Annotated in this window: 14 protein-coding genes and 1 pseudogene; 10 read left to right on the top strand and 5 right to left on the bottom strand. The window is 56.0% G+C overall.

Translation table 11 applies throughout. From position 1 onward, the window contains the following. Window positions 1-484: 484 nt before the first annotated feature. The gene (locus QO002_RS16255) at window positions 485-766 is read right to left on the bottom strand and encodes a helix-turn-helix domain-containing protein (protein ID WP_307231492.1); all 282 of its coding nucleotides are present in this window, start codon (window positions 764-766) and stop codon (window positions 485-487) included. 807 nt (window positions 767-1573) lie between these two features. On the opposite strand from QO002_RS16255, the gene QO002_RS16250 reads away from it, so the two are divergent. From QO002_RS16250 to QO002_RS16235, 5 genes are all read left to right on the top strand, one after another. Then, window positions 1574-2074, top strand: coding sequence for a hypothetical protein (locus QO002_RS16250; protein WP_307231490.1), 501 nt, complete (start codon window positions 1574-1576; stop codon window positions 2072-2074). A gap of 116 nt (window positions 2075-2190) precedes the next feature. Then, window positions 2191-3246: an AAA family ATPase gene (locus QO002_RS16245; protein ID WP_307231487.1), complete on the top strand. Its 1056-nt coding sequence runs from the start codon at window positions 2191-2193 to the stop codon at window positions 3244-3246. Further along, on the top strand, window positions 3165-3569 hold the full coding sequence (locus tag QO002_RS30905; RefSeq protein ID WP_370878553.1) for a M41 family metallopeptidase: 405 nt from the start codon (window positions 3165-3167) through the stop codon (window positions 3567-3569). The genes QO002_RS16245 and QO002_RS30905 overlap by 82 nt, the downstream gene beginning before the upstream one ends. Then, the gene (locus QO002_RS16240) at window positions 3566-4558 is read left to right on the top strand and encodes a hypothetical protein (protein WP_307231485.1); all 993 of its coding nucleotides are present in this window, start codon (window positions 3566-3568) and stop codon (window positions 4556-4558) included. The genes QO002_RS30905 and QO002_RS16240 overlap by 4 nt, the downstream gene beginning before the upstream one ends. A 3-nt stretch (window positions 4559-4561) precedes the next feature. Next, on the top strand, window positions 4562-5323 hold the full coding sequence (locus QO002_RS16235) for a metallophosphoesterase (protein WP_307231483.1): 762 nt from the start codon (window positions 4562-4564) through the stop codon (window positions 5321-5323). A 360-nt stretch (window positions 5324-5683) separates the two neighbouring features. Here QO002_RS16235 and ligD read toward each other — a convergent pair whose 3' ends face one another. Continuing rightward, the gene (gene ligD / locus QO002_RS16230) at window positions 5684-6751 is read right to left on the bottom strand and encodes a non-homologous end-joining DNA ligase (RefSeq protein WP_307231482.1); all 1068 of its coding nucleotides are present in this window, start codon (window positions 6749-6751) and stop codon (window positions 5684-5686) included. A gap of 712 nt (window positions 6752-7463) precedes the next feature. On the opposite strand from ligD, the pseudogene QO002_RS16225 reads away from it, so the two are divergent. From QO002_RS16225 to QO002_RS16210, 4 genes and pseudogenes are all read left to right on the top strand, one after another. Beyond that, a pseudogene (locus tag QO002_RS16225) lies at window positions 7464-7817 on the top strand (MgtC/SapB family protein); the annotation flags it as partial. A gap of 155 nt (window positions 7818-7972) precedes the next feature. After that, window positions 7973-8305: a type II toxin-antitoxin system PrlF family antitoxin gene (locus QO002_RS16220; RefSeq protein WP_307231480.1), complete on the top strand. Its 333-nt coding sequence runs from the start codon at window positions 7973-7975 to the stop codon at window positions 8303-8305. A 3-nt stretch (window positions 8306-8308) separates the two neighbouring features. Beyond that, complete coding sequence (locus tag QO002_RS16215) at window positions 8309-8812, top strand: type II toxin-antitoxin system YhaV family toxin (protein ID WP_307231478.1); 504 nt, start codon at window positions 8309-8311, stop codon at window positions 8810-8812. A 496-nt stretch (window positions 8813-9308) separates the two neighbouring features. Continuing rightward, window positions 9309-10688, top strand: coding sequence for an enoyl ACP reductase FabMG family protein (locus QO002_RS16210; protein ID WP_307231476.1), 1380 nt, complete (start codon window positions 9309-9311; stop codon window positions 10686-10688). 582 nt (window positions 10689-11270) lie between these two features. Here the strand turns inward: QO002_RS16210 and tnpC are convergent. From tnpC to QO002_RS16195, 3 genes are all read right to left on the bottom strand, one after another. Then, entirely contained in the window at window positions 11271-12890 is a 1620-nt protein-coding gene (gene tnpC, locus QO002_RS16205; RefSeq protein ID WP_307231474.1) for an IS66 family transposase, read from the bottom strand. Window positions 12891-12964: 74 nt separating this feature from the next. Beyond that, the gene (gene tnpB, locus QO002_RS16200; protein WP_037098231.1) at window positions 12965-13309 is read right to left on the bottom strand and encodes an IS66 family insertion sequence element accessory protein TnpB; all 345 of its coding nucleotides are present in this window, start codon (window positions 13307-13309) and stop codon (window positions 12965-12967) included. Then, window positions 13306-13692: a transposase gene (locus QO002_RS16195; protein ID WP_307225521.1), complete on the bottom strand. Its 387-nt coding sequence runs from the start codon at window positions 13690-13692 to the stop codon at window positions 13306-13308. The genes tnpB and QO002_RS16195 overlap by 4 nt, the downstream gene beginning before the upstream one ends. Before the next feature lie 597 nt (window positions 13693-14289). Between QO002_RS16195 and QO002_RS16190 the strand changes: the two genes are divergently transcribed. Further along, window positions 14290-15114: a nickel-binding protein gene (locus QO002_RS16190; protein ID WP_307233455.1), complete on the top strand. Its 825-nt coding sequence runs from the start codon at window positions 14290-14292 to the stop codon at window positions 15112-15114. Window positions 15115-15330: the final 216 nt, after the last annotated feature.

The following is a 15330-nucleotide window of genomic DNA, read 5'->3' as shown; positions in this document are numbered from 1 at the left end:
GACCTCAATTTATTTGACGGTCAATCTTATCCAGGCGGCTCGGGCCCTGCTCGGTTGGGCCCAGCCTGAACTGGGAGAAAACTGTTGCGGGCGAAAGATTAGCCGCGGTTTGCGGACAAAACTTGAAGCCAGCGGCGTAATTGCGAGGCCACGAATTTCGAAACTGGCGATGAGGTGGCGGCGGGCAGCTTCAATATTTTGATATCCATGCGAGGAGGTTTCGTACGCCACCGAACGCCCTTTGATATGCCATGCCGCTGATCACTCTACGGGCGAGCAGTAAAGCATCCGCGTCAGCGGATTCCTTTTTCGGCATTGGTGGTGAAGGCGATGCGTGGCAGCGGGCGATCAGCCAGCCGATGCCCTCCTAAAAGATACAAGCTGGCGCACCGCCTTTGCCGGCTCGCACCTGTACCACAACTGTAAGGCGAAGGGCGGGCTGTATTGCATGCATCCAAATTTGGATTAGCGGACCGCCGACAAATCAGATTACTTTTATGTCTGTGTAGGGATGAGCAATTTTCCATCGCACGCCCGCTCCAGCGATGTGGCTTTCCGCAATATTTGCCGCAATGAACTGGACCTGCTCTTCCTCGAAAACGCGGCGCAGCTTTTCGCTGGCTTTCGCCGTGATGGGCTTTCTCCCGAGTTCAAACTCACTCAACGCCTTTTGAGTAATTCCAGCTTTTTTGGCCAACGCGCTTTGGCTGAGCCCTATCAGGCCTCTTGCAGCGCGTATCAAATCCCCAGTCAACAAAGTAGCCATTCTTTGCAGAAACAGACATTCCGGCGCTCCGTCAAATAAGACGTAAATTACGTCTTTTATCAATTGAAAATAGTTAATAAAGCTGTAATTGAAGACTTCGGCAGGTGGCCTCGAATCTGATTCGGGCGGTTAGACTGCAATTACCGACCCAGCCTTCAGGGTGGGGCCGCGAAGTTTTGAGGTGGTACAGTGAGTGCATCTTCTTCGATTGCCTGGTTTGGAATGACGCGAGAGCAACTCTCCGCGCATCTTCAGCAATTGTCTTGCGATCTTAGACAGCCAGAGATTGCCGCAACTATGCGCATGACAAAAATCGACAAGTGGACAATCGCCCGTCGAACCGTTCCGTGTCTAATAGGTTTGCCTAGCGCTCACCCGAAGTTTTCTGACGGTCAGCCGCTACTTACCAGTGAGCTTTATTTTTTGGACCCTGGGCTTCGGATCGCCCGTTCTTTCTCTCGATGGTACGAACTTGGCGAGCAAGTCGATCCAAGCTACTGGGAACAGCGTTCTCCGAGGCAGCAATGAAAGCTTGGATTTTCTCCGGCCTCTATCTTGAGGCAGACCCAGGCTTCACGCTGCTCGAAATCCCAGATGCCGACGTGTGCCTTTGCTCGGGCGAAATCCTGGACGGCGGCATCGCGCGAGTATTTTGTGGCTGGCTTCGTTCGGTGCCCCCTACATGCCTATTATCTTCGTGTGAGGTAGGTGTCGCCCGTACTCTCTCTCGATGGCATCGGCTGGAGCGGGCTGACAGGTTCGATCTCCGGCCGCAGAAAGCGGTCCGATGGTTATGGGTGCGCTTTTATGGCGGTCGATTTTACTAACTGGATTGATGAGTTCAATAAATTGGGGGTGTCCATGCCGAAGAACCGGTTTGGAAAACAATCGCGTGTGCCATGGCGTATGGTCCGAAACGGTCAAGCCGAGGCTCTGACGCTACCGGCCTTCATGGCCTACTGCGCAGTCGCTGATGCTCTGCGATCCTGGAACAGGATCGATACGAAGGCCATTCTGACGCTGGTGGCGAACGAAGACTTCTATTTCCCCATTTTTGCGGAAGCTGCCCGCCACTTCGCTTCGCAAATCTGGAAGACCACGGTGTTCCAATCCAATGTCTTCGAATGGAGCGAGAAGCCTTTCGAAACGAAGCCGAGGCCCTGCGCGACGAGAGGGCGATATTCTTTGCGCCGGTCGGCTACGAAATCAAAGACGACGACCGCCTCCTCTGCGATGCAGTGGTGCCACTTGGCTCTCGAACAGAAAGGCATGCCGAGGCCGCACTTCGGCGGGCTGGACTTCCGATAGTCAGTGAGAATGTCGAGCTCCTGCTAACCGAACCGTGGCCGCGCCTCTATAAGGCTTTCCAAGATCGACGCGATCCTTTGCAGGCTTTTCAGCGGCTGCGAAGTCTTCCGAAACGAATGCCGACTGCCGAAGGGCTCGTTAAGCCCAAGCCCGTCGGCCTGACATTGTCTGACTTGCACGGTTATGGGGAGCTCATGGAGTGGGGCCATGAACTCGCGAACGACCTAGCGAACTATAAAGCCGGACTAGTTCCTTGGAGCGATGTCCACGCCGGGGTCTTGATTTCGGGGCCGCCCGGGGTCGGAAAAACCATTTTCGCGCGTGCACTCGCCAATACCTGCGACGTACCGCTTGTGTACGGTTCGGTATCAAAGTGGCTGGAGGCCGGCCACCTCGACGATGCCATCAAGGCGACGCGAGCGTCGTTCAACGAAGCGAAGATTAATGCGCCCGCCATACTATTTATCGACGAGATAGACACCATTGGCTCTCGGGGTGGAAGGGACCGGCACGACGTTTATTTCGGGTTTATCATCGCAACACTTTTGGAACTGCTGGGCGGATTTGAGCCCCGACAAGGTGTTGTGGTGGTCGGCGCTTGCAATTTTCCGAACCAGCTGGATAGCGCGATCAGGAGGGCGGGGCGGCTTGACCGACACATCGAGGTCGGATTTCCAGACGCCAAGGCTCGTCAATCGATCCTGACGTTTCATAGCGGCATCACGCTCGATGTCGGTGAGGTTGAGCAATTTGATCTCGCGACGGACGGTTTGTCCGGAGCCGATATCGAGCTACTGGTCAAGGACGCGAAACGTTCTGCCCGGCGTCAATCGGAAAAAGTCAGCGGTCGACACATAATCAGCAAGCTTCGTCCCATGTCTGCGTTACCGGACGAATATATCCGCGCTTTGGCAGTCCACGAAGCGGGCCACGCAATTGTGGGTTTCGAGCTAGGGCACGGCAACGTCACCGGCATGAAAATCTCGAGCTATCGAATCAACGCCGAAAATCGCGTGCTCGGTTACGTTGAATACGAGCACGCAGGAGCGCAACGAAAGACGCGAACGCACTACGAGAACGCTATTGCGGTCTGCTTGGGGGGTATCGCCGCAGAAATCGAGGTCTTTGGTTCGTTTGGAGACGGCGGGCGGGATCAAGTAGTGCTGACCTAAACCGGGCGACCGATCTTGCCACGGCGGTGGAAGGGTCCCTGGGCATGGGGCACACGCTGATGGTGGGAGGGCTCACCGAGGCCGAGTTGGCTGCCATGCGAACATACCATCCCGAGCTTCGCAGGGAGGTCCATACGGTTCTGGAGGCGGAGCTACGAAGAGCGACGTCTATAATTCAGGCTCAGCGACGCGCGCTGGAGGAGCTTGTAAACCGCCTCGTGGAAGTCAAGACGATGACGGGTGAGGAGGTTGTCGAAACTATCCGCCGTTATCGGCGGACCGCCGTCAGTCTTGCGAAAACGCAACCGAGGACGGGTACATGATGGCGAAACGCACACAATCATCCAGACGCAAGACGGGCGGGAAACCGATGCCTGGTTCCCTGGGGGAAGCGCTTGACGAAATCGGCTTCGAACCTTTGTTTCATCGAATCGTCGTTGGCAAAGGAGTGGTCGCAAAACCAATTCCGCTTCCAGATTGGGTAGGCCCGGTCGCCGAGTCTTTAGCGCAAAGCCTTCCAAACGCTCCGGATGGGGGTTGGAGCCATTTATCCATCGGCGCGTTTGAGGTGGCGTGCCAGGCTTTGATTGCCCTCGGGCACGCCGTTGAAGTAACGGGAGGCGCGAAGCCTGTAGCCCAACCTAAATTGCCCGCGAACCTGCCGCGCTGGGATGATATCGCAACGGCCGTCGTTTGGCTGTCCAGTAAATCGAGTGTTTTAGGCTACCGGCACTTCGCTGGAACTCGCGGCGGACGGAATCCAGTAGGCCTTCCCGGGCCCAACATCCTCGCGGCCCATGGCAGCGGTCCGGCCTACCTCGAACCACGGGCGTTTCAGGTTTTCCAGACTCTTGGACTAATCCTCGACGGTCGGTGGACAGAGCAGGCGGAGACGATTCTCTGGCGTGTCTACCCCGAGCAGTGGAGGATTGATTACACGGAAGACCCCCGTTTCGTTGAGGCGTGCAAAGCAGCGGTGGCCGATGTGCCGAAGGACATAGCCGCGGAGATCAGGAAGCTGGCCAGCATTCCCGAGCAGGACATCGTAGAATGGCTGGAGGTTGCCGAACGTCATGCGCCCACTCCGAAAACGCGGGACGATGCCTTGCGATCACTGCGGTCTTTGAGCTGCATGGACATTGATCGCCTATTTGGCAAGCGATGGCGGTTGGACGGTGGGTGGCTTTCCCTTGAGGAATCCAAGCGCACTCTGTATTTCCAGTTTGACCCGGTCGCCCTCGATATGAGGATGAAGTTTGCCAGCCGATATTTGCCAGAATTCCCGTTTTTATCCCGATGGAGCATGGCTTAGCCTATGAAAATCTGGATCGTTTCTGACCTTCACCTAGAATTTGGTGAGCCTTTCAACGTTGAGCCGCCATCAGACGCGGACGTTATGGTCTGCGCCGGCGACGTGCTGATAAAAGGTGTACTTCCAAGCCTGGCGTGGCTGACCAAAAGAATGGCTCTCAAGATACCGATCGTCTTCGTGGCGGGAAACCACGAGTTCTATGGCGCGTCGTTGCAGGAAAGCCTGCGCGACGCCAAGATGGCAAGCTACCCCGATCTTCATTTCCTGGAAAATGAAGGCGTGGAGATCGATGGTGTGTTTTTTGTGGGCGGCACGCTGTGGTCCGATTTCCGGCTTTTCGGACACGATCCACAGGTCGCAATGTCATATGCCCAAAGCGGAATGAACGACTTCAAAAAGATCAAGTTGTCCAAAGACCCGTTTTCCAAGTTCAGGCCGTTGCATGCCTACAGAAAACACGTCGAGACGAGGGACTTCATCGCTGCCGAACTCCGCAAGCGCGGTGGCCAGAAGAGTGTGGTCGTCACTCACCATACGCCGTCTCCGCGTTCGATTGCGGCCATGTTTCGCCATGACCCGCTCTCGGCCTGCTATGCCTCTGATCTCGAAGACCTCATTCGCCAGACCGGGCCTACGCTCTGGGTGCATGGTCATGTGCATCATCGCGCCGACTACACCATTGCCGACACGCGTATCGTATCCAATCCCCGTGGATATCCCGGAGAAAATACTGGCTTCGAGCCCGCGCTCGTTGTGGAAATTTAGAGTGCTCAATCAAGAGGTTCGAAATCGGCCGAAGAAGCTGTTGCTGACCATAATTTTTCAACGCACCGGCGGCGAGGAAGAAGGTGAGAGATGATGTAAGAAGCCACTCCGCTCGTAAGAGAAGCTCGAAAAGCCGAATATCTGCGCTGTAGGGACCTCGAGAATTCCGACGATCGTGTAGAACCTCGTCTCGATGGTGCCGACGATTATCTGCTCGTCAAATAAACGTGTGAGATAGAACTTCATCTACTTGGTGGTCTAAGGTGTCTTCCAGATCGAGGGTGTAATCTTCACCGTCGGCCGAGCGTGTCGGCGCTTTGATTTTCGATCCTCCCGAAAAACGGAGTGAAAGCCGCCGTCTCAATGTTCCATTCGGTAAACGCTGGCGTTGTCTTCCTGTTCCCGCAGTCCCTTGAAAGCGGAATGGCGAAGTTTGTTGTCAGGTGTCCATTGCCGAAACTCGATTTCTGCAATCAACGTTGGTTGGACCCATACCACCGCCCGCTTGCCGTCGTATGCCATAGGCGGTGCTTTCCGCGTCCATGCCAGCTTGTCGAATATAGCACGGAGATCGAGGGCGACACGCTCTTTAAAACCAGTGCCGACCGACCCGACATAGACGAGATCGTCGCCTTTATAGGCGGCTAGGAGAAGCGAACCGAAGCCGCCAGGTGCCGCCTTGGACGGTTCATAACCGACGATGAAGAACGGTTCCGATTGGACGCATTTCAGTTTTACCCAATCGCCAGTTCGGCCGCTTCTATAACGGCTATCGCGGTTCTTGCCGACAATGCCCTCAAGCCCGAGGCGGCAGGCATGTTCAAGGAGGGCGGCGGGATCAGCCTCGATTTCTTCCGAAATGCGAATGGCACCGTCGAACCCTCGCAAGGTATCATCAAGCAGATGCCGCCGTTCGCTGTATTCGAGGCCGCGCAGATCGTGGCCATCGAGATACAGAAGATCGAACGCGTAGAAGATCGCGTTGCCAGCCGTCTTGTTGCCGCTACGTCGGCCGACGGCCCCGAGGGAGGTCTGGAGGGCGTTGAAATCCGACCGTCCTTGTTCATCGAGAACGACACCCTCGCCGTCTAGGATCATCGATGTTGGCCCGAGATCGCGGGCGGCTTTCTCTATTGCTGGAAATCTATCGACCCAATTATAGCCGCCTCGCGTTAGGATTTGGACGCCCGCGGCGCTGACGTGGATTGCCAAACGATAGCCGTCCCATTTTACTTCCCAGCCCCAATTGCCCGCCGCCGGCGGCGTTTGTTTCAGGGAGGCAAGCGCAGGTTCGATCCGCGACGGCAAGGGATCGAACGGCAATCGTGGTTGCGCTGGATTCCGCTTATTGATCGTCCGACTTTGCAACGGCCCGCCGTCGTCGCGGAGCAACGGCTTTGATCGAGGGGGGTGAGGCGGCTTTGTCATGCCGCCATGGCAACACGAAATCTTTAAAAAGCTTCCTATTGCGTCCATATCAGCGGGCATGACGGACGACACCAAAGACCAAGGCCCGAAGAAGCAGGCCCATGTACCCCGCAGATATCGCTTCGCCTCAGGCGGGAGCAATGCTGTTCAAATCGACTTTTGGACGTGGCAGGGCCTGCTAATGTCTCCGACGATGGAGAAGCGGCCGCGATATCGTTTCCGTGCCATGACGCCTTCCGGCCGGCCCGAAGCGGACATCGATGGCTGCATGATTGAGAGGCAGCTTTGCGCCTTTATTCCCGTCATTCACACCGTGTTTGCACGTCCCTAAATGCGGACACGGCTTTACATCCCGGCGCTTGCTGCTTTCGCTCTCACGAGTATCGCTCCGCTAGACGGTTGGGGGAAGGCGCGCTGCAATTGACCGTCCGATATGGCTGTTATTCCCCTATCAGCACAAACGCTACGCTCACGGGTGACGATGGCGGCAGTGAAGTTGCCAGCGCGGTGTTTGTATGTCACCTCGTCTACATGCCAAATTTGCGAACGACATAAGGATGCGACCGTGGGAGACGAAGTTTGGGGGACGTTAGTCAAAGAATTCTCTGATGTGCCAGACGCGGCGGCCATAACTCGCATCACTGTGCGCCTTGTGATCGCGGCGGTTCTCGGTGGGATTCTCGGGTTCGAACGCTAGAGCAAGGGCAGAAGTGCTGGCTTGCGGACACATATGTTGGTTGCCGTGGGTGCTGCACTGTTCGTTTTAGGTCCACTGCAGAGCGGCATGCAGATCAGCGATCTGTCACGGGTACTGCAGGGTGTCGTTCAAGGAATAGGCTTCCTCGGCGCGGGTGCTATCATAATCCGCTCGGCGCAGCGCGAGGTAGAGGGGCTCACCACAGCGGCCAGTATCTGGGCGACAGCCGCGATCGGCATAGTGGCTGGCCTGGGAATGGAAGTAACTGCCGTCTTATCAACCGCGATCGTGTTGGTCATTCTCGCAGCGGTGCCTCACATCGCGCCCACGCCATCCGAGACAGACCCAAAGTCTGGTGGGGAGAATTGACCGTACGAGGACAGCGAAGATATTTCCGGAATTAGGTAGCAACTGCCACCAACTGCGCTGCCTAGCGGCCGCGCTATAGATTTATTCGGGCATTGACAAAGTAAGCAAAAATCCTTACTTTTCGGGCCAGCTAAAGAGACTCATAAGGGACTAAAATGCCTGCCCTGTTGAAAAAGATAGGCACGATCACCGAGAAAGGCCAAGTGACCGTTCCCAAGGCGGTGCGCGAAGCACTTGGCCTTGGTTATGGTGGACGAGTTGCGTTCTATGTCGATGAGAACAGACATGTCTCCATCGAGAAGGAATTGGACGAAGCTGATGACGACCCTGTGATTGATAGCTTCTTGAGCTTCCTCGCTGACGATATGGAGAAGCATCCAGAACGTGTCCAGGAGTTTCCGAAGGCATTGGTCGACCGAATGGTTGAACTGACCAAGGGGATGCATTTCAATCTGGAAGACCCCATCGCGGGCGATGTGAATATCTGACCTATGCCTGTCATCAACGGCTGGACTGTACATGCTCACCCACTTCTGCTCGACCAGTTGGAAAAACTAACTGCATCGGTCGATGCGCTGAAGCTCAAGGAACTTGAGGGTTACCAGGACAGCGCCAACGCCAAACTGCTGGCCGCGCTTCTGGAATTGATGTTTGAAAAGATTCCCCAAGACCCGACTTCGACATCCTATGTTCAAGGCAAGACACTCGGAACCAATCGACGGCATTGGTTTCGAGCGAAATTTGGCGCGGCGCGATTTCGCCTTTTCTTCCGCTATAGCAGTCGAGCTAAGGTGATCATTTTCGCATGGGTGAATGACGAAAACAGTTTGAGAACTTACGGATCGAAGTCAGATGCATATGCAGTGTTTAAGGATATGCTGAATAGCGGCAACCCTCCGGATGACTGGGAGAAACTATTGAAGGGGGCATCGGACGACAAGGCCGAAAAGCGCTTAAACAGCGCTCACAAATCCGTGTCGAAAAATCGGGATTGAATTTGCCTGTTTCATGAAATCTCCACGATTACCAATTTGGTGGCAATTGCTGCCTAATCCCGGATATTTCGGCTTTAACTTAATCTCCAGCAGGTAGCGCGAAACGGCTGGAAAGCTCCTTGATGTCGGTCGTTCACGCCACTCGCATTCGTACCCGGAAGCTGTCGGTCTGCTGTTCGCGCGGTCACGTCCGGAACGCGGCCGATTGGTGACTTCGACAATGATAGAACGCGCCAACATTGAGCCTCAGACTGCGCCAATAGCCTCGCAAGTATCCGTAGACCAGCGTTTCCAGCGAACTCGTTTCAGTATCGGCGCGCCGATCTCCAACGGCCTCGGCATTTCGCTGCATTCTAGGAACAACAGAGACCGACCTCACGATTTGAAATGAATGGTCACCGAAAATGAGTTCCCATTCTGTGCCAGTGCAGTCATGTCTTTGGGAAAGTTCGTATGAGCCACTGCTCGACGGCACACGAATCAAAGAGCTGACAGCATGGAAAATCCGGTTGCACTGAAACGTCTTTCCGAGAATACGGTCTTCCGCAAAGGCGATGTTTTCGTCCTGTTCGGGGAACTGTTCGGTCGCGGATACGCCACTGGCTTGCTCGAGGACGCCAGACGGGCTGGAATGGAGATCGTGGGAATCACCGTCGGGCGGCGCGACGAGAACAATGCGCTGCGGCCGCTTGACGCCGAGGAGCTGTCTTCGGCGGAGGCCCGGCTGGGCGGTAGGATCATCAACATACCTCTTATGGCGGGTTTCGATCTCGATGCGCCTGCAGACGGCCCAACTCCCACCGATCTCCTGGCAAAGATGACGCTTGAGAGCTGGGAACACGACAAGCTCGACTGGGACTATGTTGGGCAATGCCGCGACATCGCCACTGCGCGTTTTACGGAGTCGCTTTCGAAAGTCATGACCGTTCTCGACGGAATGATCGCCGCTGGCCGCAATGTTCTCTTCGCCCACACAATGGCAGGGGGCATCCCGAAGGCGAAGGTATTCTTGGTCGTCGCCAATCGAATCTACAAGGGGGTCGGAACCCGCCACATGTCGTCGCAGACCTTGCTCGACAGTGACATGGGAAAACTCATCCTGCAGAATTTTGACGACGTCTCCGCAAACACCTTTCGCCATCTCATTGATTTCAGCGCGGCGATCCGCGAGCGCGTGGAAGCTTCGGGCGGTCAAGTGCGATATACGGCCTATGGTTACCACGGATCGGCGGTCCTCATTGACGGAAGCTATCGTTGGCAGACCTACACCAATTACACCCAGGGTTATGCGAAAATGCGGCTCGAAGGCATTGCAGAGGAAGCCTGGGCGACAGGGATCAAGGCAACTGTCTATAACTGTCCCGAAATCCGGACCAATTCGTCCGATGTGTTCACGGGTATAGAGTTGCCCCTGATACCGCTGCTGCTTGCCTTGAAGAAAGAAAACGGTGGCCAATGGGCGGACGAACAGTGGCAGGCCTGCCAGCAGCTTCTGGCAGACGGCTTAACCATGAAGGATGTGTTCCAGAAGATCACCGACATGCAGGCCAGCGAGGTCATGCGTCCGTTCTATGACTTTTCGAAATGGCCCATGGCGAACAGCCAAACACAGGCCGATTTGACCATCGGCACGTCCAACGAGATCACCCAGATGCATCGGGACAGCAAGTTGATGATCAGCGACCTCCTGAGCAGTCTCGTGGTGAAGGCAACTGGACAGCTCATTTTTGGCGAATCTTCAGAACCTTCCGGTCCCGTCCTGTGGCTCAACCACGATATCGTGGCTCGGCGACTTAACGCTTCCCACCCGCATTCGAAGTCTCCCGCGCCGCTTATCGCGCAGGGAACGGAATCCTCGCACCTTGAGATGGCGTGACGGCTTTCCAGCTTAGCTTGGAAGCTGGGTGTTTTGGCCAAGAAGCGACGAATCTTGTGACAGGAATGCGCCTTGATATGCGTCGTTTACGCTGCCGGACTGGCTTCCCAAAAGCGGTCGGTCCGCATTTTTTAGGCTGCCAGGATACCTGCCACTCCTTCGTCAAATAACAGCGGGGCGGCGGGGAGTGCTGTCAACCGTTCGTCGCTGGAGCCAATGTTGATGGCCCTGTTTCGTGATGAGATATATTGCGGGCCAGCAACCGTTGCAGCCAGGTCCTGCGCGGCTATCGATTGCACGCCTATTCCGCGAGCCAGGCATAAGTGAAGGGCAAAAAGCCCAGATTGTTCTCCTTGCCTAGTACAATCTCGCCATCACTTAGGAAAGGTTGAGCGCTTTCGGGGAGATTCATCTTGCTCGGGACCATCTGCGGATCACTCCATCGGCCAAGATGTATAAAGACGTTCCTATTACGCTCTGAGCCAGATAGCAGCCCTTACACGGTAAGCGCTCATTTCCATGCGCGTTGACACGTTGACGCGGCCTGTTTGACTGGGGTCGCTGTGCGACGGCTGCATCGGCTCAGGCAGCGGCGGTTTTTGTGAAGTTGAAGGGTAGCAAATCGGCAATGTCGGCATCTGGCGCGCGCTGCGGCAATTCTGTGAGGATGCAGCGCAGATAGGCCAAAGTCTGTGTCAGCCAGGCGAGCGGATCGACGTTGTTCATTTTAGCTGTCTGCAAAAGCGTGGCGATCGTGGCCCATGTGTTGCCACCGCCTTCGCTTCCGGCAAATAGACTATTCTTCCGTGTGATCGTTTGGGGACGGATTGCGCGCTCGACGATATTGGAGTCAATCTCGATGCGGCCGTCACCGAGAAAGCGTTCCAGAGATTGTCGGCGGGTCATTGCATAGCGGATCGCTTCCGCGGTCTTGGACTTGCCAGAAACTTTCGCGAGCTCCTTTTCCCAGATGTCAAAAAGGTTGGCGACAATGGCCGCAGACCGCTCTTGTCGTGCGGCAGCACGGATGTTGGCATCCTTTCCCCGGATCTCGTCCTCGACCTTCCACAACTCGCTCATCGCCTTCACCGAGGCTGTCGCGGCGTGATTGATACCCCCCACATGGAGTTCGTAGAATTTGCGCCTGACATGCGCCCAGCACCCTGCCAACGTGATGGTTTCGTTGCTGCCGGCCTTGACCTGCTCTTTGACCATGCTCGTATAGGCGCCGTGCCCATCAACCTGGAGAATGCCGTTGAAGCCGCTCAGGTGACGGGCCACACAGCGCCCACCTCTGCTGTCTTCAAATCTGTAGGCGACCATTGGTGGCCCTGATCCCCCGAACGGCCGATCATCACGTGCATAGGCCCACAGCCATGCCGTCATTGTTTTTCCCGAACCAGGCACCAGGGTCGGCAATGTCGTTTCGTCGGCAAAGACCCTTTCACCTGCTTTAATCCTCTCCAGGATGTAATCGGCCAGGATCTTGAGCTCGAAGCCGAGATGTCCCATCCATTGAGCCATCAAGGAGCGGCTCAGTACCACGCTGTCGCGCAGGTAGATTGTTTCCTGACGGTAGAGCGGAAGGCCGTCGGCGTATTTGGATACGGCGATGTAGGCCAGGAGCCGTTCGCTCGGCAGGCCAGCTTCGATGATATGGGCAGGTGCCAAAGCCTGCAGCACGCCGTCACGGCCCCTAAACGCGTATTTAGGTCTGCGGGTGACAATAACCCTAAACTTCGGTGGGATGACATCGAGCCGCTCGGATCGGTCTTCGCCGATCAAAACCTTTTCCAACCCTTGGCACTCTTCAGGGATTTCAGGTTCAATGACCTCCTCGATACGCTCGAGATGAGCGGCAAAGCCTTTGCGCGGGCGAGCCTCCCGCTTCGGCTTGTCTTTCCGTAACTGGTCGAGCTCGCTGTCGATCGTCGCTAAGCCGGTTTCGACCTCCTCGAACGCAAAGTCGATCTGATCATCGTCGATTCCCAACCGAAGCCGTTCTGAGCGGGTGCCTTTCTGAGCACGCTGTAGAACTTTCACAATCGCAGTGAGGGTGGCGATCCGCTCGTCAGTGTCTTTCTTCAATGCCTCAAGCCGGGTGATCTCCGCTCGGGCAGCGGCGCCTTCTGCACTCATGGCGACGATCATCGCCTTGAGTGCATCAACGTCGTCAGGAAGGTCCGAAGCAGAGAACATCATAGCAGGAAGTAGATCACAAATAGTGATCTTTTCCTAGCGTTTACAGTAACATGCGTGAGATTTTTTGGATGGGTTCAACCCGTCGAAAGCGGCCTCCTGATTGTCGCCGGGCGGATCTTCTTCCAATCCATTCCGGCCAGTAGGGCCATGAGCTGGGCATGATCCAGACGGATGCGCGCCGCCGTCGCTGCCGGCCAGCAAAAGCCATTTCCTTCGATAACTTTCGAATAGAGACAGACCCCGCTGCCATCCCACCACACGATCCGGACACGGTCCTTCCGTTTGGAACGGAACACGTAAAGGGCGCTATTGAAAGGATCTAGACCGCCATCCCTGACCAAAGCCATCAACGAAGCCGCTCCCTTGCGAAAGTCGACCGGTTGGCAGGAGACGTAAACGACAACGCCAGACGCAATCATGCCCTGCGCACCGCCCGTAGGATCTTGGCAAGATGATCCGGCTCGATATCTCCGGCAACGCGCACCACGACGTCACCCATGACGATCTCCACCGGTGAACTTGCAACAGCTTCGACGCGCGCGAAACTAACCCTTTCATTAGCCTCTTTCGAAAGGGGCACCACCGATCCCGAGGCCAATGCCTTGCGACGCCAGCCGTAAAGCTGCGAAGCATCCAGTCCTGCAGCGCGTGCGATAGCCGAGACATTCGCCCCCGGCAGAAACGTCTCGGCAATCAGCCGCGCCTTCTCGTCATCCGGCCAATCGCGCGGCTTACGTCTCGACCGTACCGGTGTTGCTGTCAAAACCTCAAAGGCACGAGCCTGATTCACACTGTCGCTCATAGGATTCTCCGCATGATTCATGCCGAAAATGAGCCATTTTACGCCCCCCCCCGCTACGTGGGGTCGCCTGCGCGCTTACGTTCAATCCGACGTACTTCGCGAAGTTACGATGCGGTGTGTTATGTCCGCAGGGGTCGCTTCCAAAGCCTTCCATTCCTAAAAGGTACAAATTAGCGCGTTACGCGATGTGTTGGGGTGTGGAAACCCGGAATGGATAGGTATGGGTGTCAATGGGAACGGTATCGCTGTTTGACCAATGGTCGGGGAGGCTGTTTCCCAGTGACGAGACGCCTGTAAAAACTCCTTCGTTTCTCCATTTTAAAACCGGTTGTAAGAAAACCTTGCTGTCCCGGCGTGACAGGAACTGGACGCAATCGCGATCGGAGCAACGAGGAGCAGGCACAGATTGTCGCCGAAAGCTATTCGGCCGACGGGATGGTTTTCGCTGTGGAGGCGGCATGGCCTTTCGGCGGAGCAGTTGTTCCCCCGGCGGCGGCATTTGCCAAAACGCGAGCACATTAAACTGAAAGGTATTCGATCGATTGCCCAAAATTCCGATCGGGCATACACTTCCTGGAGACCGGGGAGGAGAAGATGATGGCCATATTCATGGATCGTCACGATCTCAAAGGATATAGCGCCGTAGACGTTGCCGAGGCACATCGGAAGGATCTCGAAGTCCAGGACGAGTATGGAGTGAAGTTCCTGACGTACTGGTTCGACCATCAGCGCGGTACTGCGTTTTGCCTGATAGATGCACCAGACAAGGAAACGGCTCAGTGCGTCCATCGCGTGGCGCACGGCCATGTCGCGGGCGAGGTTGTCGAGGTGGCACTTTCCGCTGTGGAGGCTTTTCTTGGCCGTATCCACGATCCCGAACCTCTTGCCGGAAAATCACAAACGAAAGATGGCGCCCACCGCGCGATCATGTTCACGGATATAGTGGGCTCGACGGAAATGACCGCCCGCCTCGGCGATCGCATGGGCACGGAACTGGTCAGGGCGCACGATTCCGTCGTTCGAAGATGCTTGAAAGAGCATGGCGGGAGCGAGGTGAAGCACACCGGCGACGGCATAATGGCGTCCTTCGTATCCCCTACGCAGGCCGTTGATTGCGCCACCGCCATTCATCAGGGGTTCCACCGCTATAACCGAGGCAACGCCGAGCCTATACATATTCGGATCGGCATTGACTGCGGAGAACCCGTCGAGGACAGCAACGATCTTTTTGGCAGGACAGTTCAGCTGGCTGCCCGCTTGTGTTCTGCGGCCTCGTCTGATCAGATTCTGGTATCCGAGAGTGTGTTCCGGGATCAGGACAGTGGCGCCACTTTTGTGGAAGTCGCCCGACTGCAACTGAAGGGGTTCTCCATGCCGATACCTGCGTTCGAATGCGCGTGGGCTGGATCGGTTGGCATCTGAGAGCGCGTTTCTCGTATCCCGCGGGAGAACCGCAGGCCGCGTTCTCAGGCGATAGCCGTGGTATGGAGTGGTGCGCTCATCATCTTGGTGCCGGCGCAGTACATAGACATGTCGAGGCGAAACGAGTCGTGGCTTTGGATCTGTAAAACTGAAGCCAGGCATCGGTCCGATAGGTCGTTTGATCTGTCTTTGCTGCTGCCCAGGCGGAGTTGCTGG

The organism is Pararhizobium capsulatum DSM 1112, assembly GCF_030814475.1.
Classification (GTDB): Bacteria; Pseudomonadota; Alphaproteobacteria; order Rhizobiales; family Rhizobiaceae; genus Pararhizobium; species Pararhizobium capsulatum.
Note: the sequence above shows the minus strand (reverse complement) of the source record. Positions and strands in the feature narration are given on the sequence as shown.

What these genes read in the sequence shown, in the direction of transcription:
- QO002_RS16235 (WP_307231483.1), top strand. Translation starts at nt 4,562, where the DNA reads ATGAAAATCTGGATCGTTTCTGACCTTCACCTAGAATTTGGTGAGCCT.
- QO002_RS16215 (WP_307231478.1), top strand. Translation starts at nt 8,309, where the DNA reads ATGCCTGTCATCAACGGCTGGACTGTACATGCTCACCCACTTCTGCTC.
- tnpB (WP_037098231.1), bottom strand. Translation starts at nt 13,309, where the DNA reads ATGATTGCGTCTGGCGTTGTCGTTTACGTCTCCTGCCAACCGGTCGAC.
- QO002_RS16195 (WP_307225521.1), bottom strand. Translation starts at nt 13,692, where the DNA reads ATGAGCGACAGTGTGAATCAGGCTCGTGCCTTTGAGGTTTTGACAGCA.
- QO002_RS16250 (WP_307231490.1), top strand. Translation starts at nt 1,574, where the DNA reads ATGGCGGTCGATTTTACTAACTGGATTGATGAGTTCAATAAATTGGGG.
- QO002_RS16220 (WP_307231480.1), top strand. Translation starts at nt 7,973, where the DNA reads ATGCCTGCCCTGTTGAAAAAGATAGGCACGATCACCGAGAAAGGCCAA.
- QO002_RS16245 (WP_307231487.1), top strand. Translation starts at nt 2,191, where the DNA reads ATGCCGACTGCCGAAGGGCTCGTTAAGCCCAAGCCCGTCGGCCTGACA.
- tnpC (WP_307231474.1), bottom strand. Translation starts at nt 12,890, where the DNA reads ATGATGTTCTCTGCTTCGGACCTTCCTGACGACGTTGATGCACTCAAG.
- QO002_RS16255 (WP_307231492.1), bottom strand. Translation starts at nt 766, where the DNA reads ATGGCTACTTTGTTGACTGGGGATTTGATACGCGCTGCAAGAGGCCTG.
- QO002_RS16210 (WP_307231476.1), top strand. Translation starts at nt 9,309, where the DNA reads ATGGAAAATCCGGTTGCACTGAAACGTCTTTCCGAGAATACGGTCTTC.
- ligD (WP_307231482.1), bottom strand. Translation starts at nt 6,751, where the DNA reads ATGACAAAGCCGCCTCACCCCCCTCGATCAAAGCCGTTGCTCCGCGAC.
- QO002_RS16240 (WP_307231485.1), top strand. Translation starts at nt 3,566, where the DNA reads ATGATGGCGAAACGCACACAATCATCCAGACGCAAGACGGGCGGGAAA.
- QO002_RS16190 (WP_307233455.1), top strand. Translation starts at nt 14,290, where the DNA reads ATGGCCATATTCATGGATCGTCACGATCTCAAAGGATATAGCGCCGTA.